The 24,314-nt window shown below is 67.0% G+C and carries 23 protein-coding genes; 6 read left to right on the top strand and 17 right to left on the bottom strand.

All coding sequences use genetic code 11. The features are described from left to right. Positions 1–23 precede the first annotated feature (23 nt). From FQU85_RS10705 to FQU85_RS10680, 6 genes are all read right to left on the bottom strand, one after another. Complete coding sequence (locus tag FQU85_RS10705) at positions 24–692, bottom strand: DUF502 domain-containing protein (protein ID WP_145847732.1); 669 nt, start codon at positions 690–692, stop codon at positions 24–26. Between the two features lie 313 nt (positions 693–1,005). Then, positions 1,006–1,686 carry a phosphate signaling complex protein PhoU gene (gene phoU / locus FQU85_RS10700; protein WP_145847730.1) on the bottom strand — a complete coding sequence of 227 codons (681 nt, stop codon included), beginning with the start codon at positions 1,684–1,686 and terminating at the stop codon, positions 1,006–1,008. A 6-nt stretch (positions 1,687–1,692) separates the two neighbouring features. Next, positions 1,693–2,559 (bottom strand): phosphate ABC transporter ATP-binding protein PstB, encoded by an 867-nt coding sequence (gene pstB / locus FQU85_RS10695; RefSeq protein ID WP_145847728.1) that lies wholly within the window; start codon positions 2,557–2,559, stop codon positions 1,693–1,695. Continuing rightward, the gene (pstA, locus tag FQU85_RS13640; RefSeq protein ID WP_145847726.1) at positions 2,559–4,196 is read right to left on the bottom strand and encodes a phosphate ABC transporter permease PstA; all 1,638 of its coding nucleotides are present in this window, start codon (positions 4,194–4,196) and stop codon (positions 2,559–2,561) included. The genes pstB and pstA overlap by 1 nt, the downstream gene beginning before the upstream one ends. Beyond that, positions 4,196–5,206 carry a phosphate ABC transporter permease subunit PstC gene (gene pstC / locus FQU85_RS10685; protein WP_145847724.1) on the bottom strand — a complete coding sequence of 337 codons (1,011 nt, stop codon included), beginning with the start codon at positions 5,204–5,206 and terminating at the stop codon, positions 4,196–4,198. The genes pstA and pstC overlap by 1 nt, the downstream gene beginning before the upstream one ends. Positions 5,207–5,261: 55 nt before the next feature. Further along, positions 5,262–6,272, bottom strand: coding sequence for a PstS family phosphate ABC transporter substrate-binding protein (locus tag FQU85_RS10680; RefSeq protein WP_145847722.1), 1,011 nt, complete (start codon positions 6,270–6,272; stop codon positions 5,262–5,264). Between the two features lie 216 nt (positions 6,273–6,488). On the opposite strand from FQU85_RS10680, the gene FQU85_RS10675 reads away from it, so the two are divergent. Further along, a complete protein-coding gene (locus FQU85_RS10675) occupies positions 6,489–7,493 on the top strand; it encodes a phosphate uptake regulator PhoU (protein WP_145847720.1) in 1,005 nt (334 codons plus the stop codon). On the opposite strand, the gene FQU85_RS10670 is transcribed toward FQU85_RS10675, so the two are convergent. Beyond that, on the bottom strand, positions 7,490–7,822 hold the full coding sequence (locus tag FQU85_RS10670) for a 2Fe-2S iron-sulfur cluster-binding protein (RefSeq protein WP_145847718.1): 333 nt from the start codon (positions 7,820–7,822) through the stop codon (positions 7,490–7,492). The genes FQU85_RS10675 and FQU85_RS10670 overlap by 4 nt on opposite strands. A gap of 109 nt (positions 7,823–7,931) precedes the next feature. Here FQU85_RS10670 and FQU85_RS10665 point away from each other — a divergent pair, with 109 nt between their 5' ends. Then, positions 7,932–9,302, top strand: a complete 1,371-nt coding sequence (locus FQU85_RS10665; RefSeq protein ID WP_145847716.1) for a geranylgeranyl reductase family protein — start codon at positions 7,932–7,934, stop codon at positions 9,300–9,302. A 279-nt stretch (positions 9,303–9,581) separates the two neighbouring features. On the opposite strand, the gene FQU85_RS10660 is transcribed toward FQU85_RS10665, so the two are convergent. After that, complete coding sequence (locus FQU85_RS10660) at positions 9,582–10,862, bottom strand: amidohydrolase (RefSeq protein ID WP_145847714.1); 1,281 nt, start codon at positions 10,860–10,862, stop codon at positions 9,582–9,584. Positions 10,863–10,972: 110 nt separating this feature from the next. Here FQU85_RS10660 and FQU85_RS10655 point away from each other — a divergent pair, with 110 nt between their 5' ends. Genes FQU85_RS10655 through eis form a run of 3 tightly spaced genes read left to right on the top strand, consistent with a single transcriptional unit; the run spans position 10,973 to position 14,028 of the window. Further along, positions 10,973–12,535 (top strand): Na+/H+ antiporter NhaC family protein, encoded by a 1,563-nt coding sequence (locus FQU85_RS10655; protein WP_145847712.1) that lies wholly within the window; start codon positions 10,973–10,975, stop codon positions 12,533–12,535. Then, complete coding sequence (locus FQU85_RS10650) at positions 12,532–12,795, top strand: hypothetical protein (protein WP_145847710.1); 264 nt, start codon at positions 12,532–12,534, stop codon at positions 12,793–12,795. Before FQU85_RS10655 ends, FQU85_RS10650 begins: the two co-directional genes overlap by 4 nt. Before the next feature lie 39 nt (positions 12,796–12,834). Further along, positions 12,835–14,028, top strand: coding sequence for an enhanced intracellular survival protein Eis (gene eis / locus FQU85_RS10645; protein WP_145847708.1), 1,194 nt, complete (start codon positions 12,835–12,837; stop codon positions 14,026–14,028). Here eis and thiC read toward each other — a convergent pair. From thiC to FQU85_RS10605, 8 genes are all read right to left on the bottom strand, one after another. After that, entirely contained in the window at positions 14,025–15,482 is a 1,458-nt protein-coding gene (gene thiC / locus FQU85_RS10640) for a phosphomethylpyrimidine synthase ThiC (protein WP_145847706.1), read from the bottom strand. The genes eis and thiC overlap by 4 nt on opposite strands. A 166-nt stretch (positions 15,483–15,648) precedes the next feature. Further along, positions 15,649–16,470, bottom strand: coding sequence for a nucleoside phosphorylase (locus FQU85_RS10635; RefSeq protein ID WP_145847704.1), 822 nt, complete (start codon positions 16,468–16,470; stop codon positions 15,649–15,651). 90 nt (positions 16,471–16,560) lie between these two features. Further along, positions 16,561–16,944, bottom strand: coding sequence for a cytidine deaminase (cdd, locus tag FQU85_RS10630; RefSeq protein ID WP_145847702.1), 384 nt, complete (start codon positions 16,942–16,944; stop codon positions 16,561–16,563). A gap of 40 nt (positions 16,945–16,984) precedes the next feature. Next, the gene (locus tag FQU85_RS10625) at positions 16,985–18,025 is read right to left on the bottom strand and encodes an ABC transporter permease (protein WP_240792424.1); all 1,041 of its coding nucleotides are present in this window, start codon (positions 18,023–18,025) and stop codon (positions 16,985–16,987) included. Further along, a complete protein-coding gene (locus FQU85_RS10620) occupies positions 18,018–19,217 on the bottom strand; it encodes an ABC transporter permease (RefSeq protein ID WP_145847698.1) in 1,200 nt (399 codons plus the stop codon). Before FQU85_RS10620 ends, FQU85_RS10625 begins: the two co-directional genes overlap by 8 nt. Continuing rightward, a complete protein-coding gene (locus tag FQU85_RS10615) occupies positions 19,210–20,739 on the bottom strand; it encodes an ABC transporter ATP-binding protein (protein ID WP_145847696.1) in 1,530 nt (509 codons plus the stop codon). Before FQU85_RS10615 ends, FQU85_RS10620 begins: the two co-directional genes overlap by 8 nt. Before the next feature lie 26 nt (positions 20,740–20,765). Then, the gene (locus FQU85_RS10610) at positions 20,766–21,836 is read right to left on the bottom strand and encodes a BMP family protein (RefSeq protein WP_145847694.1); all 1,071 of its coding nucleotides are present in this window, start codon (positions 21,834–21,836) and stop codon (positions 20,766–20,768) included. A gap of 81 nt (positions 21,837–21,917) precedes the next feature. Beyond that, complete coding sequence (locus tag FQU85_RS10605; RefSeq protein ID WP_145847692.1) at positions 21,918–23,261, bottom strand: phosphomannomutase; 1,344 nt, start codon at positions 23,259–23,261, stop codon at positions 21,918–21,920. 99 nt (positions 23,262–23,360) lie between these two features. Between FQU85_RS10605 and FQU85_RS10600 the strand changes: the two genes are divergently transcribed. After that, on the top strand, positions 23,361–23,846 hold the full coding sequence (locus FQU85_RS10600) for a hypothetical protein (RefSeq protein WP_145847689.1): 486 nt from the start codon (positions 23,361–23,363) through the stop codon (positions 23,844–23,846). Here the strand turns inward: FQU85_RS10600 and FQU85_RS10595 are convergent. Further along, on the bottom strand, positions 23,843–24,313 hold the full coding sequence (locus tag FQU85_RS10595; RefSeq protein ID WP_145847687.1) for a DUF5793 family protein: 471 nt from the start codon (positions 24,311–24,313) through the stop codon (positions 23,843–23,845). The genes FQU85_RS10600 and FQU85_RS10595 overlap by 4 nt on opposite strands. Position 24,314: the final 1 nt, after the last annotated feature.

Here is a 24,314-nt window from a genome sequence, read left to right as displayed (position 1 = left end):
ACGTCGAGGGGCCGGCGAACTAATCAAGGTGTGGAAACGGCCTCGTCCAACTCCGCGTCCGAGAGCTGGATCACGGACTCCTCCTCGGACTCCGCCATCCCCGTCGTCATCAGCAGCCGGATGGCCGCGCGCACGCTCAACTCGGACTCGTACGCCTGGCTCTCCGGCACGAGAACCAGCGATCCCTGCGTCGGGTTCGGACTCCCCGGAACGAACACGTTGTACGCCGTCTCACCCGCCACCTCCGCCATGTCGGCCGGGCTTTCACCGGTCTTCAGGCCGAGTCGGTAGACGCCGTCCTGCGGCCACTCGACGTACACCACGGACTCGAAGTCGGAGCTCCGCGTCGTCACCGACGACACCATTCCGCGGATGCTCCCGTAGATGGTTCGAAACACGGGGATGAACGTCACGACGCGCCCCGTCCGCCCGAACAGCCGTTTGCCGACCGACCACTGGGCGACCGCGCCGACCGCCGTGACGACCGCGACGAACAACACGAGCGCGAGCAGTTGCGCGAGCAGGACGTTGTTCGCGGTGAGCGTCGCGAGCCGCGACCCCTCGACGAGCGGCGCGAGGAATCCGGTCACCCACGAGAACACGAACTGGAGGATGACGAGCGTCGCGAGCAGCGGCGCGACCAGTACCAGTCCCGCCAGGAAGTCGCTCTTCAGAGAAGGCTTGATTCGCATACCCGAACCCCGTCCGCGGTGAGAATAAACGTGGGGAGCGCGGTGAAACAAGACCGCGCGACACACCGCCGAACACGGTCGCGGTGCGGAGGTGGTCGCAGTTGCGTCGCGGCGGTCGCTTGCGTCGCGGCGGTCGCTTGCGTCGCGGCGGTCGCTTGCGTCGCGGCGGTCGCTTGCGTCGCGGCGGTCGCTTGCGTCGCGGCGGTCGCGGACGCCGAGTACCGCGAGCGCCGTCGGCGCTCGTGGCTGTTTTTAGTGCGGGTTTTTGCGGTGAGTGGTCGCCGAAGGTGACCCGAACCGGAAAAACGTGCGTTCAGTAGATGAGTTCGTCGTCGTTCTCGACCATGTAGAGGGTGCGGGCGGAGATGTTGACGGCGTGGTCGCCGATGCGTTCGAGGTCGCGGATGGTGAGGAGCATGCGGGAGACGTCCTGCATGAGGCGTTCGATCTCTTCCTCGGTGGTGTCGTCTTCGACTTCGGTTTCGATGAGGTCGAGGACGACCGTCTGGCTGGCGTCCTCGCACATCGCGTCGATGTCGTCGTCGCGCTCGGCGAGGGCGAAGCAGGCGTCGGCGTCCTGGTTCGCGTAGGCGTTCATGGCGTCCTCGACCATGTCGACGGTTTCCTGGCCGATGGCGTGGATGTTGACTTCGGGGAACATCTCGTGTTCGGCGTCCAGCGTGTATTCGCCGAGGTTGACGGCGAGGTCGGCGATGCGTTCGAGGTCGGTGATGATCTTGAACGAGGACGCGATGAGGCGGAGGTCGCCGGCGACGGGCTGCTGGAGCGCGAACAGGTCGATGCAGTTCTGTTCGAGGTCGAGATAGAGGTCGTTCACCTCGTCGTCGCCCGCGATGACGTCCTTCGCGAGTTCCTCGTCGGACTGCTGCATGGCTTCGAGCGCCATCCGCAGGCGATCCGTGACGAGTTCGCTCATGTAGAGCACGTCGTTGCGTAACGCTTCGAGTTTCTCCTGATAGGATTCTCGTGGCATACTGTGTTACCCGAACTTGCCCGTAATGTAGTCTTCGACGCGCTGGCTCTCGGGGTTCTCGAAGATCTGGTCGGTGTCGCCGTACTCCACGAGCTCGCCGCCCGTGAGGAAGACCGCGGTCTTGTCGCTGATGCGAGCGGCCTGCTGCATGTTGTGGGTGACGATGACGACCGTGTAGTCCTCCGCGAGCTCTTCGATGAGATCCTCGATCTGACTGGTCGCGACCGGGTCGAGGGCGCTCGCCGGCTCGTCCATCAGAATCACCTCCGGGTCGACGGCGATGGCGCGCGCGATACAGAGGCGTTGCTGTTGACCGCCGGAGAGGTTGAGCGCGTTCTTGTCCAACTGATCCGACACTTCGTCCCAGAGCGCCGCGCGCTTCAGCGCGTGCTCGACCTCCCCGTCCAAGTCTTCCGTCTTCCCCTGGATTCGGAGGCCGTACGCGACGTTGTCGTAGATGCTCTTGGGGAACGGGTTCGGGTGCTGGAACACCATCCCGATTCGGCGGCGGAGCGCGACCGGGTCGACGTCGTCGTCGTAGACGTCTTTGCCCTCGAAGTAGAGTTCGCCCTCGACGCGCGCGGAGTCGATGAGGTCGTTCATCCGATTGATACACCGGAGGAACGTTGACTTCCCACAGCCGGATGGCCCGATCATCGCGGTGACGTTCTTCTCGGGAATCTCGAGTGAGATGTCGTCGAGCGCCTGCGTTTCGCCGTAGTAGACGTCGAGGTCGCGGGCTTCGATGACCGTCGGGGCCCGAGACGTGGTTCCGCGGGTCGGGTTCTCCTCGAGGCCGCCCTGTCCGGGGTCGGTCTCGAGGAGCGACCCGTCCGATTCCGATTCCGTGCCGCTGTCCATGTTATCAACCATTAGTTGCTCTCCTGTTGGTATTTGTTGCGTACGAGTATTGCGACCGAGTTCATCGTCAGAAGGACGATGAGGAGCGTGACGACGCCCGCTGCGACGACCCCGTGGCGGAACGCTTCGTCGGGCTGGAACGCCCACGCGTAGATCTGCATGGGCATCGCGGTCAGCATGCTGAACAGCCCGCCGGGCGGTGTGAACTTCGTCGTCGCCGCGCCGATCATGATGAGCGGCGCGGTCTCACCGATCGCGCGACCGAGCGCGAGGATGGTTCCGGTGAGCGTGCCGGGGAGCGCGCGCGGGAGAACGACGTTCCGCGTGGTCTGCCAGCGCGTCGCCCCCATTCCGTAGGACGCCTGCCGGAGGGAGTCCGGAACCGAGCGAAGTGACTCCTGTGCGGAGATGACGACGATGGGGAGAATGAGGAGCGAGAGCGTGAGCGCCGCCGTCAAGACGGTTCCGACGCCGAATCCGGTGTACGTAATCGGGCCGAGGCTGGCTTGAATGTTGACGAAGATACCGAGCCCGAGGAGGCCGTACACGACGGAGGGAACACCGGCGAGGTTCGAGACGTTGATGTTCACGATGCGGGTGACGGTACCGAGCACGCCCGTCTGTGGCGCGTACTCCTCGAGGTAGATTGCGGTTCCGAACCCGAACACGAACGTGAACACGCTCACGAGCACGATCATGAAGATTGAGCCGATGATCGCGGGATAGAGACCGGCCTCCTCCGCGGAGAGGATGGACGGGCCGCTGGTGAGGTACTGCCAGTCGAGCCAGGGCGAGGGCGCCGTCGCACCGATCGCGCCGACGACGAGTTCGCCGAGGAGGAAGCCGCCGACGGCGATGACGGGGAGTGCGAACGCGGGCCACCGCGTCCGGTCGAGAGCGGTGTTTGCGACGGCGACGCCCGCCGGTAGGCCGAACATGACGAGCGCGATGAACCAGACGGATCGACTCACCGAGGGGAGGGAGTCAACGACGGGGACGCCGACGAACGCGAGAACCACGAACCCGATCGCTGCGTACACGCTCGGTCGTCGCGCCGCCCCGTACCGGTCGTCCGCGAGATAGAGGACGACGCCTGCACCCGGGAGGACGAGCGTGAGGAAGTAGATTCCGGGTGCGCCGAGCAGCGCTCCGAGGGACGTGAGAACGCCAAGGAAGGCGGTTCCGACGATAGGGCCGATGACGAGGGTGGCGAGAATCCCCAACCCCACCCAGGTCGCCTCGCGGTCGTACTGGCCGTACACCCAGAGCGCGCCGGCGGGACCGAAGACGGTGAGGAAGTACGCGAACCAGACTGTCGGGCCCGCGATGATGGAGAGGACGATGACCGTGGCGGTCGCGCCGAGGACGCCCGCGAGGGTGAGGCTGAACAGTTCGAACGCGCCCGCGGCGACTGCGGGCCGCGTGCGAGCGTACCAGACGAACGCCACGAAGGGGAGGACGAGCGTGGCCGCGTACGTGGCGTACCAGCCGACGCCCGCGCTCGCAAGTCCGAACGCGTCCCACGCGACGTACGCGAGGAGGACGCCGAGCGAGAGAATGCCGACGACGGACGCGGCGAGCGAGACGTACTCGAAGACGACGCCCTTGAGCCGGCTGACCTCCCCGAACTCCGCGTTCGAGTCGGCCATTATTCGTACACCTCTCGATACCGGCCCGCGATGACGTTACTGATGACGTTCATGGTGAGCGTGATGACGAACAGCGTGATGCCGATGGCGAACAGGGACTGGTAGGCGATCGACCCCCCGGAGATGTCGCCGCTCGCGATGTTGATCATCGCGACGGTCATCGTGCTCATGCTGTCCGCGTACAGGGCGAGCAGGTCGCTCGGCGCGAAGTAGGGGAGGCCGAAGAGCGTGTGAACGGGCGGGATGTCGGGCGGCTGGGAGCCGGCGGCGAGGGTGACGGCCATCGTCTCCCCGATGGCTCGCGAGATCGCGAGGATGAACGACGACGCGATCCCCGAGACGGCAGCGGGAACGACGATTGTAGTCGAGACGTTGAACTTCGTCGCCCCCAGGCCGTAGCCCGCTTGGCGGAGCGAGTCGGGGACTGCGCTCATCGCGTCCTCGCTGATCGACGAGACCATCGGAATGATCATGATCCCGACGACGATCGACGCCGACAGGCCGTTGAACAGGCCGAGATTCGGGAGTGAGAGGCCGAGAACGCCGTTCACGCCGTCGATGAGCACGTTGAGTGCGGGCGTGATGTAGACGAGCGCGAAGTAACCGTAGACGACCGTCGGGACGCCGGCGAGCACTTCGAGCATCGGTTTCAGGATCGAGCGCGCCTTCGTACTCGCGTACTCGCTGAGGTAGATCGCGGTCAGGACGCCGAGCGGGAGCGCGATCACCGCTGCACCGACCGTGATCATAACTGTGCCGAGGACGAGCGGGAGCACCCCGAACTGGACGGGCTGGAGGTTCGGACTCCAGCGCGCGCCCGTCAGGAACGTGAAGAGACCCACCTCTCCGAAGAACGCCGCGGCGTCCACGACGAGCACGCCGATGATGGCGAACGTCGTCAGTACAGAGAGTACTGCACACCCGAGCAGGGCGTACTTGTATATCGATTCGCGTACCGTTCTGAACCCCCGTTCACCGCTCAAATCCGGGGTTTGTCCCTCGCTAGTCATCGTCCTCGTCTGCGCGTAGACAGTATTCTTGCAAAAAGGGCTCGAAACCGCGCTGTTACTCCTGGGCCTGCGCGATGGCGTCGTTCAGTTCCGCCAGTTCTTCCTGCATGTCCTCTTGGGTCTGCGGAACGTACCCGATCTCGTTCGCGACCAGTTGCTCGTTCGCGCTCTGTTTCGTGAAGTAGCGCGCGAACTCCGCAACCTGCTCCTCCTGGAGGGAGTCCATCGCGGGGTACGTGAAGAGCGGACGGGAGAGCGGATAGTCGCCGGCTTTCGCGTTCGCGAGCGTGGGTTTCACGCACGTTCCGCTCTCGTTGAGTGCGAGCGCCTTCACCTTCTCCTCGTTCCCCTGGTAGTACGCGAACCCGAAGTAGCCGATGGCGTACTTGTTCTGCTGGACGCCGGAGAGGATGAGGTTGTCCTTCTCGGTGGCCTGATAGTCGCCCGTGTGGTTCGCTTCCTCGCCGAGCACGGCCTCCTTGAAGTAGTCGAAGGTTCCGGAGGTGTCCGCGGCGCCGAAGCGCTTGATCTCCTCATCGGGCCACTCGCTGTTCACGTCCGACCACTTCTGCGCGCCGTCGGCCCGCCAGATCTGGGCGAGTTCGTCGAGCGTCATGCAGTCCACCCAGTCGTTCTGGTTGTTCACGATGACCGTGAGCGCGTCCGTCGCAACCGTGATTTCGTGCCAGTCGACGTTGTTCTCGTTGCAGAGCTGTTTTTCGTTCTTCGTGATAGGGCGCGAGGCGTTGTTGAAGTCAGACTTGCCGAGGCAGAAGTAGTTCGAGAATCCGCCGCCAGAGCCCGTGGGCGTGACGCTAATGTTCACGTTGGGGTGTTTCTCCATGAACTTCTCGGCGACGGCGGCCGCGAGCGGATAGACCGTACTCGACCCGGTGATGTTGATATCGCCGGAGAGCTGGTCTGCGGTCGTTCCGGTGCCGGTGGTACCGTCACTTCCACTGGGGCCGCTCGTACAGCCGGCGAGCGCGACGGCGCCTGCCGCGCCGGTGCCTGCGAGGAATCCACGCCGAGTCTTCTGGTCGAACCGCTCGGTTTGTTCCGACATCACCTGGTACAAGCCGACATCCAAATAAATACCCTGCTATTATATCTATATAGCAGTCAATACTGAGACGTTGTCTCAGTGTCATCCAGCTGTCCGTGAAGGCCCATTTTCCCGGGAGAGGGCGCGATATACTCGGGTTTATCGAATCCAAGACCGGCTACCGCGAGAGGGTATATAGACCGAAGGTAATTTATTGTTGGGCGCGTAGCGGTGGGTATGGAACGACGGAAGGTGCAGGTGACCGGGGGGTCGACGTTCACGGTCTCGATTCCGAAGGACTGGGCGCGCGAGAACGACGTCGAAGCAGGCGACGAGATGGCGTTCCACGAGGACGGCCGGAGCCTCCTCGTCCAGCCGGTCGGGAGCGATGACCCCGTCCGGGGAACGTTCGACATCACCGGCCTCGACGGCGACCACCTGATGCGGACCGTGATGACGATGTACGTCTCCGGGTTCGACGTACTCGAACTCGAAGCCGACCGCATCACCGCCGACCAGCGCCGCGTCATCCGGAACGCGACACAGAGCCTCGTCGGCCTGGAAGTCCTCGAAGAGACCGGCGACCGCGTCGTTATCCAGGATCTCCTCGACTCCAGCGAACTCTCCATTCACAACGCGGTTCGCCGAATGCGGCTCATCTCCACGTCCATGCTGGACGACGCCGTCACCGCCATCGTCGAGAACGACGACGACCTCGCGCAGGACGTGACCCAACGCGACGACGACGTCGACCGCCTCTGGTTCGTCGTCTCCCGCATCTTCCGCGGCGCGCTCCGGTCGCCCGAGGCCGCCACCGAAATCGGCGTCTCCCGCGAGGTCTGCTTCGACTACCACTCGAGCGCCCGCCAGCTCGAACGCATCGCCGACCACGCCACCAAGATGGCGAACGTCGCCCTCGAGATGGACGAGGACATCCCGGACGACGTCGCGGAGGCCCTCGACGAACTCCACGAGGAAGCCATCGGCATCGTCGACGTGGCGATGGACGCCCTCGTCACCGACGACACCGGCGACGCCACCGACCTCGCGAACGACGCACGCGAACGCATCCCCCACATCGACGACCGCACGCGCGCCGTCGACGAACACCTCCGCGACCTCGACCCCCGGAACGCACAGCAGTTGAGCCTCGTCGTCGACTCACTCTCCCGGTGTGCCGACTACGGCGGGAACATCGCGGAAACCGCACTCCAGAAAGCAGCGCCCACGCCCGGCGTCTAGTCGTCGTCCGCCGTCACCGGCCCGCTCGGCTCCGGCGCGTCCTCCTCGATGCTCGGCGGGTACTGCCCCCGGTCGAGCACGAGGTCGGACTGCGGGCGCGCCATGCACGTCAGCGCGTACTCCTCCGCCTCCTCCTCAGTGAACCCGCGCGCCGCGGGCTGCGCAACCTCGCCCTCCACGATTTTCGCCGAGCACGCCAGACACATGCCGACTCGACACGAGTACTCCTGCGCGATACCCTCCCGGAAACACGCCTTCAAGATGGTCTCCTTCTCGGAGACCTCGATGGTCTCGTCGCGGCCGGCGAACTCGACCGTGTACGTCGTCATACACCCTCGTTCTGCGACGACCGGTAAAACTCTTTATTCCGCCGTGTCCCCGCGCAGGCGACGGATTGAGGAGTAAAGAGTTTTCCCGCCCGCCTCCAATCGAGCGAGTATGACTACCCACGAGTACGACGCCGTCGTCGTCGGCGCCGGCACCTCCGGCTGTTACGCCGCCGCGACGATAGCGAAGGCCGGCTACGAGGTCGCTATCGTCGAGCGAAAGACGGAGCAGGAGGCCGGCCACATCGCGTGCGGGGACGCCCTCAAGGGCGCGGCGAACTTCCCCGACGCCATCCCGAAGTCGAAACTCGAACCAGCCATCACCAACACCGAGGTCGACCACGGCCGCTTCGAGATCCCGCAGGAGAACACCGTCCTCGACATTCCCGTTCCCGGCGAACTCGCCGTGGTCGACCGCTGGAAGTACGGCCAGTGCGTCATCGGCGGCGCGGAAGACCGCGGCGTCGACTTCCACTACAACGTCGTCGTCACCGACGTGCTCCAGGACGACGACGGCACCGTCACCGGCGTCCGCGGGAAGCACCGGGGCGACGTCCACCAGTTCGACGCCGACATCGTCGTGGACGGCGCGGGGTCGCTCAGCGTCCTCCAGGACAACACCGACTTCGACGGGACGAACTTCGACACGAACGTCAACTACAGCCAGTTCTGCAGCGGCTACCGCGAAATCGTCGAGGTCGAGGAGGAAGTCGAGTGGAAGGACGCGCTCGTGTTCAAACCCACCAAGCGCGCCGCCGGCTACCTCTGGTACTTCCCGCGCACCGGCACCGAGATCAACGCCGGCCTCGGGTTCCAGATGACCGAGGAGCCGATGCAGATGGTGCAAGACCTCAAGCAAGACCTCCGGAACCGCCCCGAGTTCGAGGGCGCGACGGTCAAGGACAAACTCGGCGCGGCGCTCCCGACTCGACGCCCGTACGACTCCGCCGTCGCGAACGGCTTCATCGCCGTCGGCGACGCCGCCGGCCTCGTCAACCCCACCACCGGCGGCGGCATCGCCGGCGCCGCCTACTCCGGGAAGTACGCGGGCGAACAAGCAGTCAAAGCCATCGAGGAAGGCGACGTGAGCGAGGAGAACCTCTGGCGCTACAACGAACGCGTCATGGACCACTTCGGCGCGCGCTACGCCGGCCTCGACGTCTACAACATCCTCTCCACCGCCGTCGACGTGGACAACCTCATGGGCCTCCTCGCCAGCCTCCCCATGGGCAAACTCAGCGAAGCCATCTACGCCGGCAGCGCCGAACTCAGCCTCGGCGTCAAGGTGCAGACCGCCATCAAGAGCTTCGGGAACTGGGGCACCATCTACAACCTCTACCAGACCAAGAACCAGGCCGACCGCCTCCTCGACCACTACGAGTCCTACCCCGACAGTCCCCACGCCCTGGACACCTGGCAGAACCGCCGCGACGACATCATGACGGACGTCTACGACGTCACCGGCGCAGACCCCAAGTACTGAACGTACGTTTTACTCTGCGCTCGCTTCGCTCGCTCGGTAAAAGCTACGACAAAAGCACGGCGTCGCTCCCGTTGGTCGCTCCTTGGCCCGCGCTCGTTCCACTCGCGCGGTGAACGTCGCGCTCCGCGCGACGACACTCGCTTATCTGATAAATGTTCAAATAGGATAGCGAGGCCAGCGGTCGGTATGTCGTAACTATCATCGCGCGCGGAACTCGCGAAACCCCGCCGGCCGTCCGCGCGCGAAACTCCGAGGCCGTCGTGAACGCCCCCAATCGAGCTACGGCTGGTTCTTCGCGATGGAGAGAACCGAGTCCGTGAGCACGTCGATACCGATGGGGATGCTGGTTTCGTCCACGTCGAACGTCGCGGTGTGGTGGCCGCCCGGGTGGTCGGTGCCGACCGCGAGGTAGCACGCGAGACCACCGTTGTCCTGGACCTCCTGCATCAGGAACGTCGCGTCCTCGCTCCCGCCGAGCTTGTCGCTCTTGACGGGACTGTCCACGCCGTCCGTGGTACTGGCCACGTCGTAGACGATGTCCGCGAGCGCGCGGTCGCTCGTGGCGCTCGGCGCTTCGCCCTCGGTGTGGATGTCCACGTCCACGTCGTGCATCTCGGCCGCGCTCCGGAGCACGCGGTGTGCGTGGTCTTTCATGTAGTCCTTGAGCTCCGTCGTCTCGCCGCGAACCTCGCCCTCCACGAACGACTCTTCGGGGATGACGTTCGTCGCCGTGCCGCCGCCGACGAGGCCGGCGTTCACGCGCGTCTCCCCCTCGGAGTGTCGCGGAATCCCGTAGAGGTTCTGGATAGCCGTGGCCATCGCCTGCACGGTGTTCCGTCCCTCTTCGGGCTTCGCGCCGGCATGCGCTGGTTCGCCCTCGAACTCCGCGAGGAAGTGCGACACCGCGAGGAATCCGTCGATGCCCGCGACGACTTCGCCCGTCGGGTGGTCGAGGCCGACGTGCACGGCGAGCAGGTAGTCCACGTCGTCGAGGTGGCCGGAGCGCGCCATCGCGCGCCCGCCGCCGACGCGTTCCTCTGCCGGCTGGAAGAACACCTTGAGCGTGCCCTCGAAGTCGCTCTCCTTGACGCGTTCGAGCACGCCGAGGCCGAAGGTCGCGTGCGCGTCGTGCCCGCAGGCGTGCATCGCACCCTCGTTCTCCGAGCGGAAGCCCTCCCGGGCCGGAACGTGGTCGTCGTCGTCGGATTCAGCCTGGGGGAGGCCGTCGATGTCCACGCGGAGGCCGACCGTCGGCCCGTCGCCCGTCCGGAGCACGGCGACCGCGCCCGTGAACCCACCCCGGAGGTCTCCGAGCACGTCGGGGTCTGCGCCCGCGTCGAGCGCGCGGTCATACCACTCGCCCAGCACGTCGCCCTCCGGAACGGCCATCCGTTCGCCGGCGTTCAGCGCGTCCGGGCCGACGTAGAGTTCGTCCACGCCGATGCGTTCGACTTCCTCGACGATGCGCGCGGTCGTGTAGAACTCTCGCCACGCGGGTTCCGGGTGTCGGTGGAGGTCGCGTCGGAGCGCCACGAGGCGGTCGTGTGTCGACTGACTCATGCCCGGAGCGACGACGCGGGCGGGTTTAGTTTCGTCGCCGCCGGAAACCTTGACGATGCCCCGAACTATATGTAGTGCGGTACTAATCAGCAGTCACGAGGGAGAGATGAATGTCAAGTCCAGATGATGTAGACGACGTACAGACCGAACTCGACGAAGCCGAGGAAGCGCGCACAGCGCCGACGCTGGAGTTCTACGGCGGGCGGGCGGCGAGCGCGATTCCGCTCGGCCTGTTCGTGGTGTGGGCAATCGTCCAGAGCGGCCTGTTCGGCATCAGCGACACGACCGGCTTAGTCATCGGGATGCTGGTCTCGCTCGTCGTCGGGATGTTCTTCGTGAAGGGCGATTGGAAACACTACGCGAACGCCATCTTCGCCGGGATGACCGAACGAGTCGCCGCGACGGCCATCGTCGCGTGGCTCTGGGCGGGCATGTTCGCGCAACTCCTCCAGGACGGCGGGTTCGTGAACGGCCTCATCTGGGTCGCGAACGCGGTTCCCGTCTCGGAAGCCGTGCTTCCGACCCTCCTGCCGGCGCTGACGTTCGTGCTCGCGGCCCTGCTCGCGACCGGTATCGGCACTGGGTACGGGACGACGATTACGTTCGTCACGACGTTCTTCCCGGCGACCGTGCTGCTCGGCGCGAACCCCGTCCTGATGTTCGGCGCGATTCTCTCCGGCGCGGTGTTCGGGGACAACCTCGCGCCCGTCAGTGACACGACCATCGTGAGTGCCGTCACGCAGGACGCCGACATCGGTGGCGTCGTCGCCTCCCGGTTGAAGTACGCGTTCGTCGCGGCCGCGCTCGCGCTCGTCGGCTACCTCATCGCCGGCCAGGTGATGGCGACGTATCCGACGGCCGGGAACGACCTCCCCTCGGGGAACGCCGTCGGCCTCGTCCACCTGGTCTCGATGGGGCTCGTCATCTGGACCGCGGTGAACGGCCGGCACATCGTCGAAGCAATCTCGTGGGGAATCATCGCCGCCATCGTGTTCAACGTCGGTCTCGGTCTCGCGCCCGCGAACAGCATCGTCCAGTTCGTCGCACCCGCGACCGCACCGTTCGCGGAGGCGTTCACCGCGCTCCCGATCCTCACGATTGCGGGGCCGAACACGCCCGCAGCGGGCGTTCACGGCAGCCTCTACACGGGCGCTGCCGGCTTCTTCCCGCTCATCGTCCTCACACTCCTCATCGTCGCCGCCGCCCGCATCATGATTCAGGGCGGCGGGTTCGAGGCCGTGCAGGACTTCCTGCTCTCCACCGTCGCGACGAAAGTCCGGGGCGCCGAGACCACGATGGTGCTCGGCACCGCGGGCGTCAACGCGATGATCACCATCAACACCGCCGCGGAAATCGCCATCGCGCCCTACGTCGCGCGCATCGGCGAACAGTTCAACATCAACGGCTACCGCCGCGCGAACATCCTCGACGCGAACACGAGCGCACTCGGCTACATCTTCCCGTGGGCCGGCGGCGTGCTCGCCGGGTACTCACAGATGCCCGCACTGGTCGAGGAGTACGGCGTCCAGTCGATGCTCGTCAATCCCGTGGACGTCTGGCCGTACGTCTTCCACGGCTGGCTGCTGTTCTTCGTGTTCCTCGCCGCCGCCATCACCGGGTACGGCCTGGAGTACGCGACCGACCGTGAGGCCGAGGAGGTAGCGCGCGTATGAACCTCGACGCGTTCTTCGCGGGAATCGGATTCCGCACCGCGACGCCGAGCTTCGACGCCGGCGACGAGTTCGTGATCGTCGTCACCGGTAGCGACGACGACACACCCATCGCGCGAATCGGGGACTCCCGTCTCCGGATTCCCGACGCGCCCCGCGACAGCGTGCACACGAAAGTTCGCGTTCGCGTGGAGTCCTTCGACGACGCCGACCACACCGGCACCGCGACCTACCTCGAAACAGTCGGGGACACCGCGTACTGACTCGGCACGTTCTTCATTCTTCGCGTCACGCAGGTGCGTATGGTCGATTACCGCCCGCTCCCCGACGACCGCACGGAGGAGTTCCGGTCGTTCGTCACGTACGCCTTCCGCCCCGAATCGGGGCCGCACGACCCCGACGAGGACGACGAACCCCCAGAACCCGCGCAGGTCGGCGACCCGTACGGCGTCTTCGACGGGGACGACTTGCTCGCCGTCTGCCGGCACTACTGGTTCACGGCGCGCGTCCGCGGCGACACCCACCCGATGGCCGGCCTGTCCGCCGTCGCCACGCCGCCCGAGAACCGCCGGCGCGGCCTCGTCCGCGACATGCTCGCCGAATCTCTCCGCGAGTACCGCGACCGCGACACCTACCTGAGCGCGCTCTGGCCGTTCAAACACCCGTTCTACGCGCAGTTCGGCTGGGCGACCGCCACGGAGTACGTCACGCACGAGTGCCCACCGGACGCGCTCGCGTTCGCCCGGGACGCCGAACTCCCCGGCACCTGGAGCCGCCTCGACGCCGACGACTGGAACCGGCTCCCGGACGTGCTGGCCGCGCACGGCGAGCGCTACGAACTCACGCTCGACCGCACCGAGGAGTGGTGGCGAAAGCGCGTCTTCCGCGGCTGGGACACCGACCCCTACGTCTACTGCTGGCGGGACGCAACCGGAACCGACCGCGCGTACGTCGTCTACCGCGTCGCGTCGGACGACGGGAAGACGCTCACCGTCCAGGACGCTGCGTGGACAGACTACGACGCCTACCTCGCCATCCTCGGTTTCCTCGCCGACCACGACTCGCAGGTCGAAACCGTCCGCCTCCGCGGCCCCGTCGACTCCCCGCTCCTCGACGTCGTGGACGACCCAGGTGAGGTCGAGACCACCGTCTCCGCCGGCCCGATGGTCCGACTCGTGGACGTGGCCGCCGCGCTCACCGCGTTCGACTACCCGCCCGTGGACGCCACGCTCACCATCTCCGTCAGCGACGCCCTCGCGGACTGGAACGACGACAGCTTCCGCCTCACCGTCACCGACGGCACACCCGAAATCGAACGCACGACCGCTGACGCCGACCTCGCGCTCGACGTCGGCACGCTCACCCAGCTCGCCGTCGGCCACCGAACCATCCGCGACCTCGCGCGCACCCGCGCCCTCCGCGCGGACGACGACACGCTCGACACTCTCCGCGACCTCTTCCCGGAAACCACCACCTTCCTCCGCGAGGGCTTCTAGTCCGCCGACTCGTCGGTCGAGGACTCCGCCGGCGTGAACGTGACGCCGCCGATTTCCACCTCGTCCGGAACCCCCGCCGCGTCGTGCGACCCCACGGGTGGACGGTTCACGTCGGCGGCGGGCGAGGCGTCCAGGTCGGTGTCGTCGTCGAGTCGACTCATGTCGCCGTCGGCGTCGCGGGCGTCCTGATCTATCCGCATCGAGCAGAAGTCGACGCCGCACATCGAGCAGAATCGCGCGTCCTTGTAGTTGTCCCCGGGGAGCGTCTGGTCGTGGTACTCGCGGGCGCGGTCGGGGTCGAGCGCGAGCGAGAACTGCCGCCGCCAGTCGAACTCGTAGCGCGCCTCCGAGAGCGCGTCGTCCCAATCGCGCGCGCCCGGCCGATTGTTCGCCACATCCGCGGCGTGCGCGGCGATGCGGTACGCCGCCAATCCGTCCCGAACGTCCTCGCGTTCCGGGAGGCCGAGGTGTTCTTTCGGGGTGACGTAGCACAGCATCGCCGCGCCCGCTCGCCCCGCTTCGGCCGCGCCGATCGCGCTCGTGATGTGGTCGTAGCCGGGCGCGATGTCGGTGACAAGCGGGCCGAGGACGTAAAACGGCGCGCCGTTGCAGACGTCCTGTTGGCGTTCGACGTTGTCGGCGATTTCGTTCAGCGGGACGTGGCCCGGCCCCTCCACCATCACCTGGACGCCGTGGTCTCTGGCCGTCCGCGTGAGTTCGCCGAGCGTGTCGAGTTCCGCGAACTGGGCGTCGTCGCTCGCGTCCGCGAGACAGCCCGGTCGGAGGCCGTCCCCGAGCGAGAACGTGACGTCGTGTTTAGCGAATATCTCGCAGATGTCCTCGAACGTCGCGTACAGCGGGTTCTGCATGGCGTTCTCCTCCATCCACTGCGCGAGTATCGACCCGCCCCGGGAGACGATACCCGTTTTCCGGCCGTCGGTCAGCGGGAGGTGTTCCATCAGGACGCCGGCGTGAATCGTCATGTAGTCGACGCCCTGCCGGGCCTGTTTTTCGATGACGTCGAGGAGGAGTTCGTGCGTGATGTCGGCGGGGTCGTCAACGCGCGCGACGGCCTCGTACAGCGGAACCGTGCCGACCGGAACCGGCGAGTGCACGATGTTCGCCTCCCGTATCGCGTCGAGGTTCGGACCGGTGGAGAGGTCCATCACGGTGTCGGCCCCGTAGTGAACCGCCGCGTGCAGTTTTTCGAGTTCGCCGTCCCGGTCGCTCGTCTCCTCGCTGTTCCCGATGTTGGCGTTGACTTTCGTGGCGAACTCGCGTCCGATGATCATCGGGTCGAGCGCGTCGTGGGACGTATTGTTCGGGATGACGGCCTGGCCGTCGGCGACCTGTTCTCTGACGAACTCGGGGTCGCGGTTCTCGCGTTCGGCGACCCGTTCCATCGCGTCGGTCACGTCGCCGTTTCGAGCGCGCTGGAGTTGCGTCCGAACCATGGATAACTAGGTTATACCACCAAGTGATATTACTTCCGGCTTCCGCCAGTACGCTCACCACGCATCCAGCAAAACTCTGTTCCGGCGAGCGAACGACCGTGATCGAGGGAGAGCCAGTCAGCGCAACGCGCTGACGTTGGACGAAAAAGCGCTCGCTGTGCTCGCGTCAGTCGAGGCTCATTCCCGCGTGCCAGCGGTCGACGCCCTCCTCTTGCTTCTTCTCGTCCATCTTCGCGAGGAGTTTCACGGCGAGGCTCGCCGTCTCGGACGCCCGGTACTCGCCCTCGGTTCGGAACTCCCCCGTGACGCGGTTCGCGTAGACGGAGCAGACCGCGCCGGCCCGGAGACCGTAGACGCTCGCGATGGTGAGGATGGCGGACGCCTCCATCTCGATGTTCTTCACGTTCGCCGCTTCGAGTTCCGCGATGAGGTCTTCGCTCCCGACCGCGCGGTAGCCGCCGAACCCGGGGCGGCCCTGACCCGTGTAAAAGCCGTCGGCGCTCATCGACACGCCGACGTGGTAGTCGTGGCCGAGGCGTTCCGCGGCCGCGACGAGCGCGCTCACGACCTCGTCGTGCGCGACCGCCGGATAGTCCTCGCGGACGTACTCGTCGCTCGTCCCCTCCTGACGGACCGCGCCCGTGGAGATGACGAGGTCGCCCACGTCCATGTCCGCGGAGAGCGCGCCGCACGACCCGACGCGGATGAACGTGTCTGCGCCCACCCGCGCGAGCTCCTCCACGGCGATGGCCGCGGATGGACTCCCGATACCCGTCGAGGTCACCGAGATAGGCGCGCCGTCGTAGGTTCCGGTGAGCGTGCGGTACTCGCGGTGGAATGCCTTCTCCTCGTAGTCGTCCCAGAACTCCGAAATCTTCTCGACCCGCTCGGGGTCGCCGGGCAGGAGCACGGTGTCCGCGACGTCCCCCTCCGCGAGTTCCACGTGGTACTGGATCTCCTCGTTCGGATCCTCCGAATCACCGGGCATACCGACGGGTCGGCGGGCGGCGCACAAGGGTCTTCCCGTTCGATGCCGGAACGCGAACACCTGCTGTCCGGTGAGTGCTCTTTCGACGGCTCAGTCGAGCATTCTCCGGGTGATAGTGTTCGGAATGAGGTCGCCGAGTTCGTAGACGCCGCCGTCGTCGCCGTCCACGGCGACCGGGAAGTCGTCGTCGCAGAACTCCGCGAGCGTCTGCCGGCACATCCCGCACGGCGTGACGCCGTCGCGAGCAGCGGAGGAGACCGCGAGGCGCTCGAACTCCGTGTGGCCGTCCGCGACGGCCTGCGAGACCGCGACCTCCTCCGCGTGCATACTGTTGCTGTAGTTCGCGTTCTCGACGTTACAGCCCGTGTAGACGGTTCCGTCCGCGGTTTCGATAGCCGCCCCGACCTTGTAGTCGGAGTAGGGCACGTAGGCGTTCTCGTAGGCGTCGCGTGCGGCCTGCATCAAGTCGTCCATGCACGGGCGTCCGCGTCCGAACCGAAAAGGTGGTTCGCTTCTACCGGGAGTCCTCGCCGGAGTCGTAGTGTTCGCCGGCCGCCGAGGGAATGCGGGTGCGGCCGACGAACACGAGCACGACGATGACCGTCACGTACGGAATCGTCTGCACGAGCTCCGACGGAATCGCGATACCGGCCTGCTGGAGGCCGATCTGGAGCGAGTCCAGCCCGGAGAACAGCAGGGTCGCGACGAGCGTCCCGAGCGGGTTGTAGTTCCCGAAGAGGTAGGTGGCGATGGCGATGAATCCCTTGCCGTTCACCATCGTCGCGCCGCCCGCGGTGAACGCGCCGACGTGCCCGAGGGAGAGCGCCGCGCCCCCGATGCCGGCGAGCACGCCCGAGATGAGGACGCTCGCGTACCGGACGCGGTCGACGCTCACGCCAGCGGTGTCGAGCGCGCTCGGGTTCTCTCCGCTCGCCTCGACCCACCGCCCGAACTGGGTGCGGTTGAGCACGTACCAGCACGCGGGGACGGCGACAAACATCATGTAGACGATGACGTTCGCGGAGAACACCACGTCACCGAGGTAGGGTATCGTGGAGAGCACGGGAATCGAGACGTCGGCGAGCGTCGACACCTGGACGTTCTTGGTGCCGAAGAGCACCACAGAAGTGAACGGCGCGATGCCGAGCGCGACCAGCCACACGGCGAGACCGGCGATGATCTGGTCGGCCTCGAACTCGATGCAGACAATGGCGAACAACAGCGCGAGCAGGGTGCTCGCGAGCACGCCGACGAGGAACGCCACCCATATCGAAGGAATGGGGCCGACGCTCGTGCCGGTGCCGAGGAGTTTCGCAGCGGCGACACCGGCGAACGCGGAGACGATGAGCAGGCCTTCGAGACCGATGTTGATGACGCCGGACTTCTCCGCGAAGATGCCGCCGAGCGCGGCGAGCGTGATGGGGACGGCGAGGCGGAGCGCGGCCTCCGCGGTGCCGGTGTCGGTGACGAGGCCGAACAGGGAGTTCGGGAACGCGACGCCGAGCACGACGAGCGCGGCGAACACGCCGACGGCGGCGCGGAGCGCGTTACGCACGCTGCTCACCTCCGAGGCCGAGGTACCGCTTCCCGATGAGCCGGAAGAACTCGGGCATCGCGACGAAGAGGATGATGAGGCCGCGCAGCACGTCCACGAGCTCGACCGGGACGTCCGTCGAGAAGTCGACGGCGATAGTGCCGGACTTGAGGACGCCGAAGAGGAACGCGGCCGCGCCGACGCCGATCGGGTTGTTGCCCGCAAGGATGCTGACGGTGATGCCGTCGAACCCGAGCGAGGGGAGGCCGGTGAGGAATCGTCCCTTCACCATCAGCACCCAGACGGCGCCGCCGACGCCGGCGAGCGCGCCGGAGAGCGCCATGCTCAGGACGGTGGTTCGCTTCGCGTCCACGCCGCTGTACGCGGCGGCCTGCTCCTGGAGGCCGCTCGTGCGGATGTCGTAGCCGAACGAGGTCTTCGCGAGCAGGTAGGCGACGCCCGTGATGAACGCGAGCGCGCCGACCAGCGCGACGAGGCTGAACGCGTCCCGCGCCTCGAACCCGATAACTGGGACGTTCGGTATCTTCGCCGCCGCCGGGATGACGGCGGTCTGGACGAGCTGGCTGGACTCGGGCATGAGGAAAGAGGAGACGAGGACGTACGCGACGTTCGACGCGATGAAGTTCAACATGATTGTCGTGATGACTTCGTTCGCGCCCCCGTACGCCTTGAGAGCGCCCGGGAGCGCGCCGTAGAGCCCGCCAGCGACGGCGCCGGCGAGCAGTCCGAGCGGCACGAGGAAGACGGTGCCGAGGACGCCGGACGGCGCGATTGCGCCCGCCCAGATGGTGGCGACTGCGGCGGCGAGCGCGCCGAACACGAGCTGGCCCTGCACGCCGATGTTGAACAGGCCCGCGCGGAACGACACCGCGACGGCGAGGCCCGTGAAGACGAGGAGCGTGGTCTGCTGGAGCGCGATGGCGACGCGGTAGTTCGTCGGCGACCAGCCGCCCTGTTCGGGGTGGCCGAGCGCGCCGAGGAACAGTTCGGTGAAGACGTTGATGGGATCGTAGCAGACGCCGACGCCGAGCACGCTGAACGCGGGCGACGCGCAGGTCGCGACGATGCCGGAGACGAACACGACGGCCGCGCCGACGAGGATGGAGAGCGCGAGCGCGGCGGCGCTCACCGCGATGCGTTCCTTCGCGGACGCGTCCACGAGCCGTTCGAGCGCCTTGCGGAACTTACTCATCGAACCCCTCCGGGTACTCGCCGGCCATCAGCAGGCCGAGTTCTTCCTCCGTCACGTCCTCGGGGTCGACGACGGCGACGAACTCGCCCTCGTACATCACCGCCAGGCGGTCGGAGAGGCTCCGCACCTCGTCGAGTTTCGAGGAGACGAGGAGGACGGCGTCCCCGCTCGCGCGGCGGTCGAGGAGTTCGTCGTGAATGAACTCGGTCGCGCCCACGTCCACGCCCCGCGTGGGGTGGGTGGCGACGACGACGCTCGGGTCGCGTTCGAGTTCGCGGCCGACGATGAACTTCTGCTGGTTCCCGCCGGAGAACGAGGCGGCGTCCGCGTCCGCGTCCGCGGGCCGCACGTCGTACGTGTCCACGATGTCCTCGGCGTGCGTGCGGGCGGTCCGCCAGTCCAGCACGCCCCGACTGGCGTACGGCGCGCCGTGCTGCGCGCCGAGGATGCCGTTCTCCACGAGGTCGAAGTCCATCACGAGTCCGCGCTCGTGGCGGTCTTCGGGGATGTAGGCGAGGCCGGCGTCGATGTGGTCGCGCCGGGACGCCGCGGTCACGTCCTCGTCGTGGAGGGTGACGGTTCCCGCGTCGGGTTCGCGGAGGCCGGTGATGGTCTCGACGAGTTCGGCCTGTCCGTTCCCGTCCACGCCGGCGATGCCGAGGATTTCGCCCTCCCTGAGGTCGAAGTCCACGTCGTTCACGCGCGCCACGCCGTCCGCGTCGGTGACGGTGACGCCGTCGGCGGCGAGCGACACCGCGCCCGGCGTCACGTCGTCTTTTTCGACCTCGAACAGCACGTCCCGGCCGACCATCCGCTCCGCGAGGTCTTCCCGGGTCGTGTTCGCTGCGTCGACGGTGCCGACGTTCACGCCGTCCCGCAGGACGGTGATGTCGTCCGCGACAGCCATCGCCTCGCCGAGCTTGTGCGTGATGAACAACACGGTCTTCCCCTCCGCGGTGAGTTCCTCGAACACCGCGAACAGGTCTTCGACCTCCTGCGGCGTGAGCACCGCGGTCGGTTCGTCGAGCACGAGCGTGTCCGCGCCCCGGTAGAGCGCTTTCAGAATCTCGACGCGCTGTTTCTCGCCGACGCTGATGTCCTCGACGCGCGCGTCCGGATCCACGTCGAACCCGTAGCGCTCGGAGAGGTCGCGGGCGGCCTCGCGCGCCGCCTCGGCGTCCGTCCGCAGCCCGAACCACGTCGTCGGTTCGTCTCCGAGCACGACGTTTTCGGCGACCGTCATCGTGTCCACCAGCATGAAGTGCTGGTGGATCATCCCGATGCCGGCGTCGATGGCGTCCCGCGGACTGTCGAAGTCGCGGGGCGTGCCGTCGATTTCGATGGTTCCCTCGTCGGCGTCGTACAGCCCGTAGAGGACGTTCATCAGCGTCGTCTTCCCCGCGCCGTTCTCCCCGAGCAGGGCGTGAACCGACCCGGCCTCCACAGAGAGCGACACAGCGTCGTTCGCGACGACGCCGGGGAACCGCTTGGTGACGTCCGTCAGCGTGAGTGCGTCTGGCATGCAGTAAAGCGGGGGTAGTGGTGGTGTTACTGGGGTTTCGAGGGGACGGTGATGTCGCCCGCGATAATCTGTTCTCGGGCGTCCGCGACCGTCGACTTCACGTCCTCGGGAATCTGACTGCCGAGCTGGTCGCCGTAGACGGCTTCGACGCCGTCGTCGCTCAGCCCGAACGTCGTCTGCTCGCCGCCCGCGAAGTTGTCGTTCACGACGCTCTCGACGGCCGTGTAGACGGCGGTGTCGACGCGCTTGACCATGCTCGCGAGGATGACGTCGGCGAAGGACGCCTGCGTGATGGACTGGTCTTTATCGACGCCGATGGCGAACTTGCCCATGTCCTGGGCCGCGCGGAACACGCCGACGCCGGTCGCGCCCGAGGCGTGGTAGACGATGTCAGCACCGCTGTCGTACATCGAGCGCGCCTGCTCCTGGCCCGCCGCGGGGTCGTTGAACGACCCGACGTAGGACGTGACGACCTCGATGGAGTCGTCGTGGTGGTTGACGCCCGCCTCGAAGCCGGCCTGGAACTTCTGAATGAGGGGTGTCTCCGTTCCGCCGACGAACCCGACGGTCTTCGTGTCGGCGCTCGTGCTGCCCGCACCGGCGGAGAAGTCCCGCGTGGTGAGCATGCCCGCCATGTAGCCGACGAGGAACGACCCCTCGTGCTCGCGGAACCCGTAGCTCGCGACGTTCGGCTCGTCGACGACGGAGTCGACGATGACCCAGTCCTGGTCGGGGAACGCGGCTGCGTTCGTTGAGAGCGCGTCCGCCTGCGCGTACCCGATGCAGGAGACGAGGTCGTAGTTGCCGGACTGGGCGTACTGGCGCTGGGTCGGCTGGAACTCGGAGTTCGTCTCCGGCTGGGACTCCTCGTACGCGATGTCGAAGTCCTCCGCGGCCTGCTGGATGCCGGCCTGCGCCTGGTCGTTGAACGATCCGTCCCCGAGGCCGCCGGTCGCGTACACCATGCCGATGTTTGCCGCCGCGTCGTCCCCGCTCCCGCCGCCGCTCGAACAGCCAGCGAGGCCCGTGAGACCCGCGACTCCGAGCGCGCCCGAGAGTTTGAGGAACCGCCGCCGCCGTTCGTCGCTATCCACCATAATCGACTACAGAAATACCGCGTACTCGAATAAACCCGTCGTTCGAATACGAAACTTGTTCACATATGTGTGTATGCTATGTTAGGTGTTCGTCACGGCGTCCTCTACGAGAGCCGTCACCTCGGCGACGAGCGCGTCCACGTCGTCCGCTTCCGCGTACACTCGGACGTAGGGTTCAGTGCCGGACGGTCGGACGAGCGTCCACGACCCGTCCGGGAACTCCGCGCGCACGCCGTACTCGGTGTCGATGGCAGCGTCGGGAAACGCGCCCGGCATCTCGGTTTCGAGCGCGCCCATCACGGCCGCCTTCTTCCCGTCGGGACAGTCCACGCTCACCTTCCGGTACGGGCGCTCCGTCACCGGTGCGCGCAGCGCTTCGAGTCCCTCCGCGGCGACGAGGCGACCGAGGACTGCCGCGCTCGCCACGCCGTCTATCCAACCGCCGAACCCGGGATGGATGTGCTTCCAGGGCTCAGCAGCGAACACGACGTCGCCGCCCGCGGCCTCCGCCGACGCGATGCCCTCGTGGAGCGCGCCCAGTCGAACGCGCTCGACGCGCCCGCCGGCCGCCCGGACGCGCTCGTCGATGCGCGCCGAGGCGTTCGGCGTCGTCACCACCACGGGATCGAGCGTGCTACTCTCCCGGGTGTAGCGCTCCGCGAGAATCGCCAGCACGGTGTCCTCGTGCACGACCTCGCCCGATCCGTCTACGATGACGATGCGGTCAGCGTCGCCGTCGTGCGCGATGCCGAACGCGCAGTCGGAGTCCGCGACGAACCCGGTGAGGTCGCCGAGCGTCTCCGGCGTCGGCTTGCTCGGCCGCCCGGGGAAGTGCCCGTCGACGTTCGCGTTCAGCGCGACGACTTCCGCGCCGAGCGACTCCAGGACGTGGGGCGTCGCCACGCTCCCCATCCCGTTCCCGCAGTCCACGGCGACCCGGAGGCCGTCGAGGGTCGCGCCGAACTCGCGCGCGTACGCCGCCACCGCCGCCCGGTAGTCGTCGAGCACGCCCGCGCGCTCCGCGTCGCCCCACGCGTCCCACGCGGCGGGCGGGTGGTCGGCGTCAACGCGCTCCTCGATAGCCGCCTCCTCCTCGGCGTCGTACTCCGTTCCGTCCGCGAACAGCTTGACGCCGTTGTCCTCCGGGGGGTTGTGCGACGCGGTGAGCATCACGCCGCGTCTGCCGCGGGACGCGAACGCCAGCGCCGGCGTCGGCACGACGCCCACGCGGCGCACGTCCGCGCCCGCGCTCCGGAGGCCGGCGGCCATCGCGTCCGCGAGCGCGCCGCCCGTCTCGCGGCCGTCCCGCCCGAGCACGACCTCCTCGGCGTCCGCACCCGCCGCGCGCCCGACCGCGAGCGCCAACTCGGGCGTCACGCGCTCCGTCGCGCTCCCACGAATCCCCGCCGTCCCGAACAAATCCATGTGCGGATGAACAGGGCCGCGCGGCTTTACGGCTACGGTCGACCCGCGCTCCTGTCGACCGCCGGATTTTATCACACGCCCGACGCTACCTACTCTGGCATGCCCTCCCTCACGCGACGGACGTACCTCGCAACCGCCGGCTCGGCCCTCGGCGGCGCGCTCGCCGGCTGTACCGCATTCTCGAACGACGACGGCGTTCCCGCCGGCGCGCTCCAGTTCGTGAACGACCACGGCGTGCCGCACGAGATACAGCTCCGGGTCGTGGACGTCGGCACCGCAGTCGAGGGCGCACACGACGTTACGGGCGACCCGATCGTTCCGCCGAGCCAGCGTCAGCTCACCGCGTCAGCTGTCGTCGAACCGGGGGAAACCCGGACGTACGACGCCGTGTTCACCGAGCCCGTCTGGTACGAGGTTCGGTTCACACTCGACGACGAACGGCCGGAGAACGACGCCGGCCACACCGCGTTCAATCCCGCGCCGAACGACGACGGCCGCGCCTCCTACCTGACCGGCCGCGTCTACCCGGGCGGGGACTTCTCGTGGGTGATCTCCGCGACTGACGATTCTGGCTCGTTCGACTAGATTTCGATGCCGCTCGGGATGAGGCTGTGCCGACGGAGGAGGTCGCCGTCCGTGTTGTAGACGAGGAAGGTGTCCTTCTCGTAGGTGACGACGTGCTCGCCGCCGCGGTGGATGTGAACGCGGTAGCGTTTCTCCGTGTCGGCGACGCGGCCGTACTCGCGGGCGGCGCGGATGAACTGGAGGACGTCGTCGGCGTCCTCGTTGAGTTCGAGCACGAAATCCCCGGTGAGGCGATGGGTGACCGCGACCACGCCGGTCGTGTCCTGGTCGTCCACATCGCCCTGCAGGCGGAACGCCACGTCTATCTCGTCGCCGTCGAGCAGGTCGCCGTCAGCGTCCGTGAGGCGGTCTTCGAGGGCGGCGCTCCCCGTGAAGTCGATGGTGACGGTCGGGCGCTCGGGGGGTGCGTCGTCGTCATCGACCCAATCGATGTCGGTCACGTTCAGGGTGAACTCCTGTCTCCTCATT

Origin of the sequence: Salarchaeum sp. JOR-1, assembly GCF_007833275.1 — an archaeon.
In the GTDB taxonomy this organism is placed as follows: Archaea; Halobacteriota; Halobacteria; order Halobacteriales; family Halobacteriaceae; genus Salarchaeum.
This window is presented reverse-complemented; position numbering and strand designations above follow the sequence as displayed.

Excerpts from the sequence above, each read along its gene's own strand:
- FQU85_RS10705 (WP_145847732.1), bottom strand. The coding sequence starts at position 692 with ATGCGAATCAAGCCTTCTCTGAAGAGCGACTTCCTGGCGGGACTGGTA.
- phoU (WP_145847730.1), bottom strand. The coding sequence starts at position 1,686 with ATGCCACGAGAATCCTATCAGGAGAAACTCGAAGCGTTACGCAACGAC.
- pstB (WP_145847728.1), bottom strand. The coding sequence starts at position 2,559 with ATGGTTGATAACATGGACAGCGGCACGGAATCGGAATCGGACGGGTCG.
- pstA (WP_145847726.1), bottom strand. The coding sequence starts at position 4,196 with ATGGCCGACTCGAACGCGGAGTTCGGGGAGGTCAGCCGGCTCAAGGGC.
- pstC (WP_145847724.1), bottom strand. The coding sequence starts at position 5,206 with ATGACTAGCGAGGGACAAACCCCGGATTTGAGCGGTGAACGGGGGTTC.
- FQU85_RS10680 (WP_145847722.1), bottom strand. The coding sequence starts at position 6,272 with ATGTCGGAACAAACCGAGCGGTTCGACCAGAAGACTCGGCGTGGATTC.
- FQU85_RS10675 (WP_145847720.1), top strand. The coding sequence starts at position 6,489 with ATGGAACGACGGAAGGTGCAGGTGACCGGGGGGTCGACGTTCACGGTC.
- FQU85_RS10670 (WP_145847718.1), bottom strand. The coding sequence starts at position 7,822 with ATGACGACGTACACGGTCGAGTTCGCCGGCCGCGACGAGACCATCGAG.
- FQU85_RS10665 (WP_145847716.1), top strand. The coding sequence starts at position 7,932 with ATGACTACCCACGAGTACGACGCCGTCGTCGTCGGCGCCGGCACCTCC.
- FQU85_RS10660 (WP_145847714.1), bottom strand. The coding sequence starts at position 10,862 with ATGAGTCAGTCGACACACGACCGCCTCGTGGCGCTCCGACGCGACCTC.
- FQU85_RS10655 (WP_145847712.1), top strand. The coding sequence starts at position 10,973 with ATGTCAAGTCCAGATGATGTAGACGACGTACAGACCGAACTCGACGAA.
- FQU85_RS10650 (WP_145847710.1), top strand. The coding sequence starts at position 12,532 with ATGAACCTCGACGCGTTCTTCGCGGGAATCGGATTCCGCACCGCGACG.
- eis (WP_145847708.1), top strand. The coding sequence starts at position 12,835 with ATGGTCGATTACCGCCCGCTCCCCGACGACCGCACGGAGGAGTTCCGG.
- thiC (WP_145847706.1), bottom strand. The coding sequence starts at position 15,482 with ATGGTTCGGACGCAACTCCAGCGCGCTCGAAACGGCGACGTGACCGAC.
- FQU85_RS10635 (WP_145847704.1), bottom strand. The coding sequence starts at position 16,470 with ATGCCCGGTGATTCGGAGGATCCGAACGAGGAGATCCAGTACCACGTG.
- cdd (WP_145847702.1), bottom strand. The coding sequence starts at position 16,944 with ATGGACGACTTGATGCAGGCCGCACGCGACGCCTACGAGAACGCCTAC.
- FQU85_RS10620 (WP_145847698.1), bottom strand. The coding sequence starts at position 19,217 with ATGAGTAAGTTCCGCAAGGCGCTCGAACGGCTCGTGGACGCGTCCGCG.
- FQU85_RS10615 (WP_145847696.1), bottom strand. The coding sequence starts at position 20,739 with ATGCCAGACGCACTCACGCTGACGGACGTCACCAAGCGGTTCCCCGGC.
- FQU85_RS10610 (WP_145847694.1), bottom strand. The coding sequence starts at position 21,836 with ATGGTGGATAGCGACGAACGGCGGCGGCGGTTCCTCAAACTCTCGGGC.
- FQU85_RS10605 (WP_145847692.1), bottom strand. The coding sequence starts at position 23,261 with ATGGATTTGTTCGGGACGGCGGGGATTCGTGGGAGCGCGACGGAGCGC.
- FQU85_RS10600 (WP_145847689.1), top strand. The coding sequence starts at position 23,361 with ATGCCCTCCCTCACGCGACGGACGTACCTCGCAACCGCCGGCTCGGCC.
- FQU85_RS10595 (WP_145847687.1), bottom strand. The coding sequence starts at position 24,313 with ATGAGGAGACAGGAGTTCACCCTGAACGTGACCGACATCGATTGGGTC.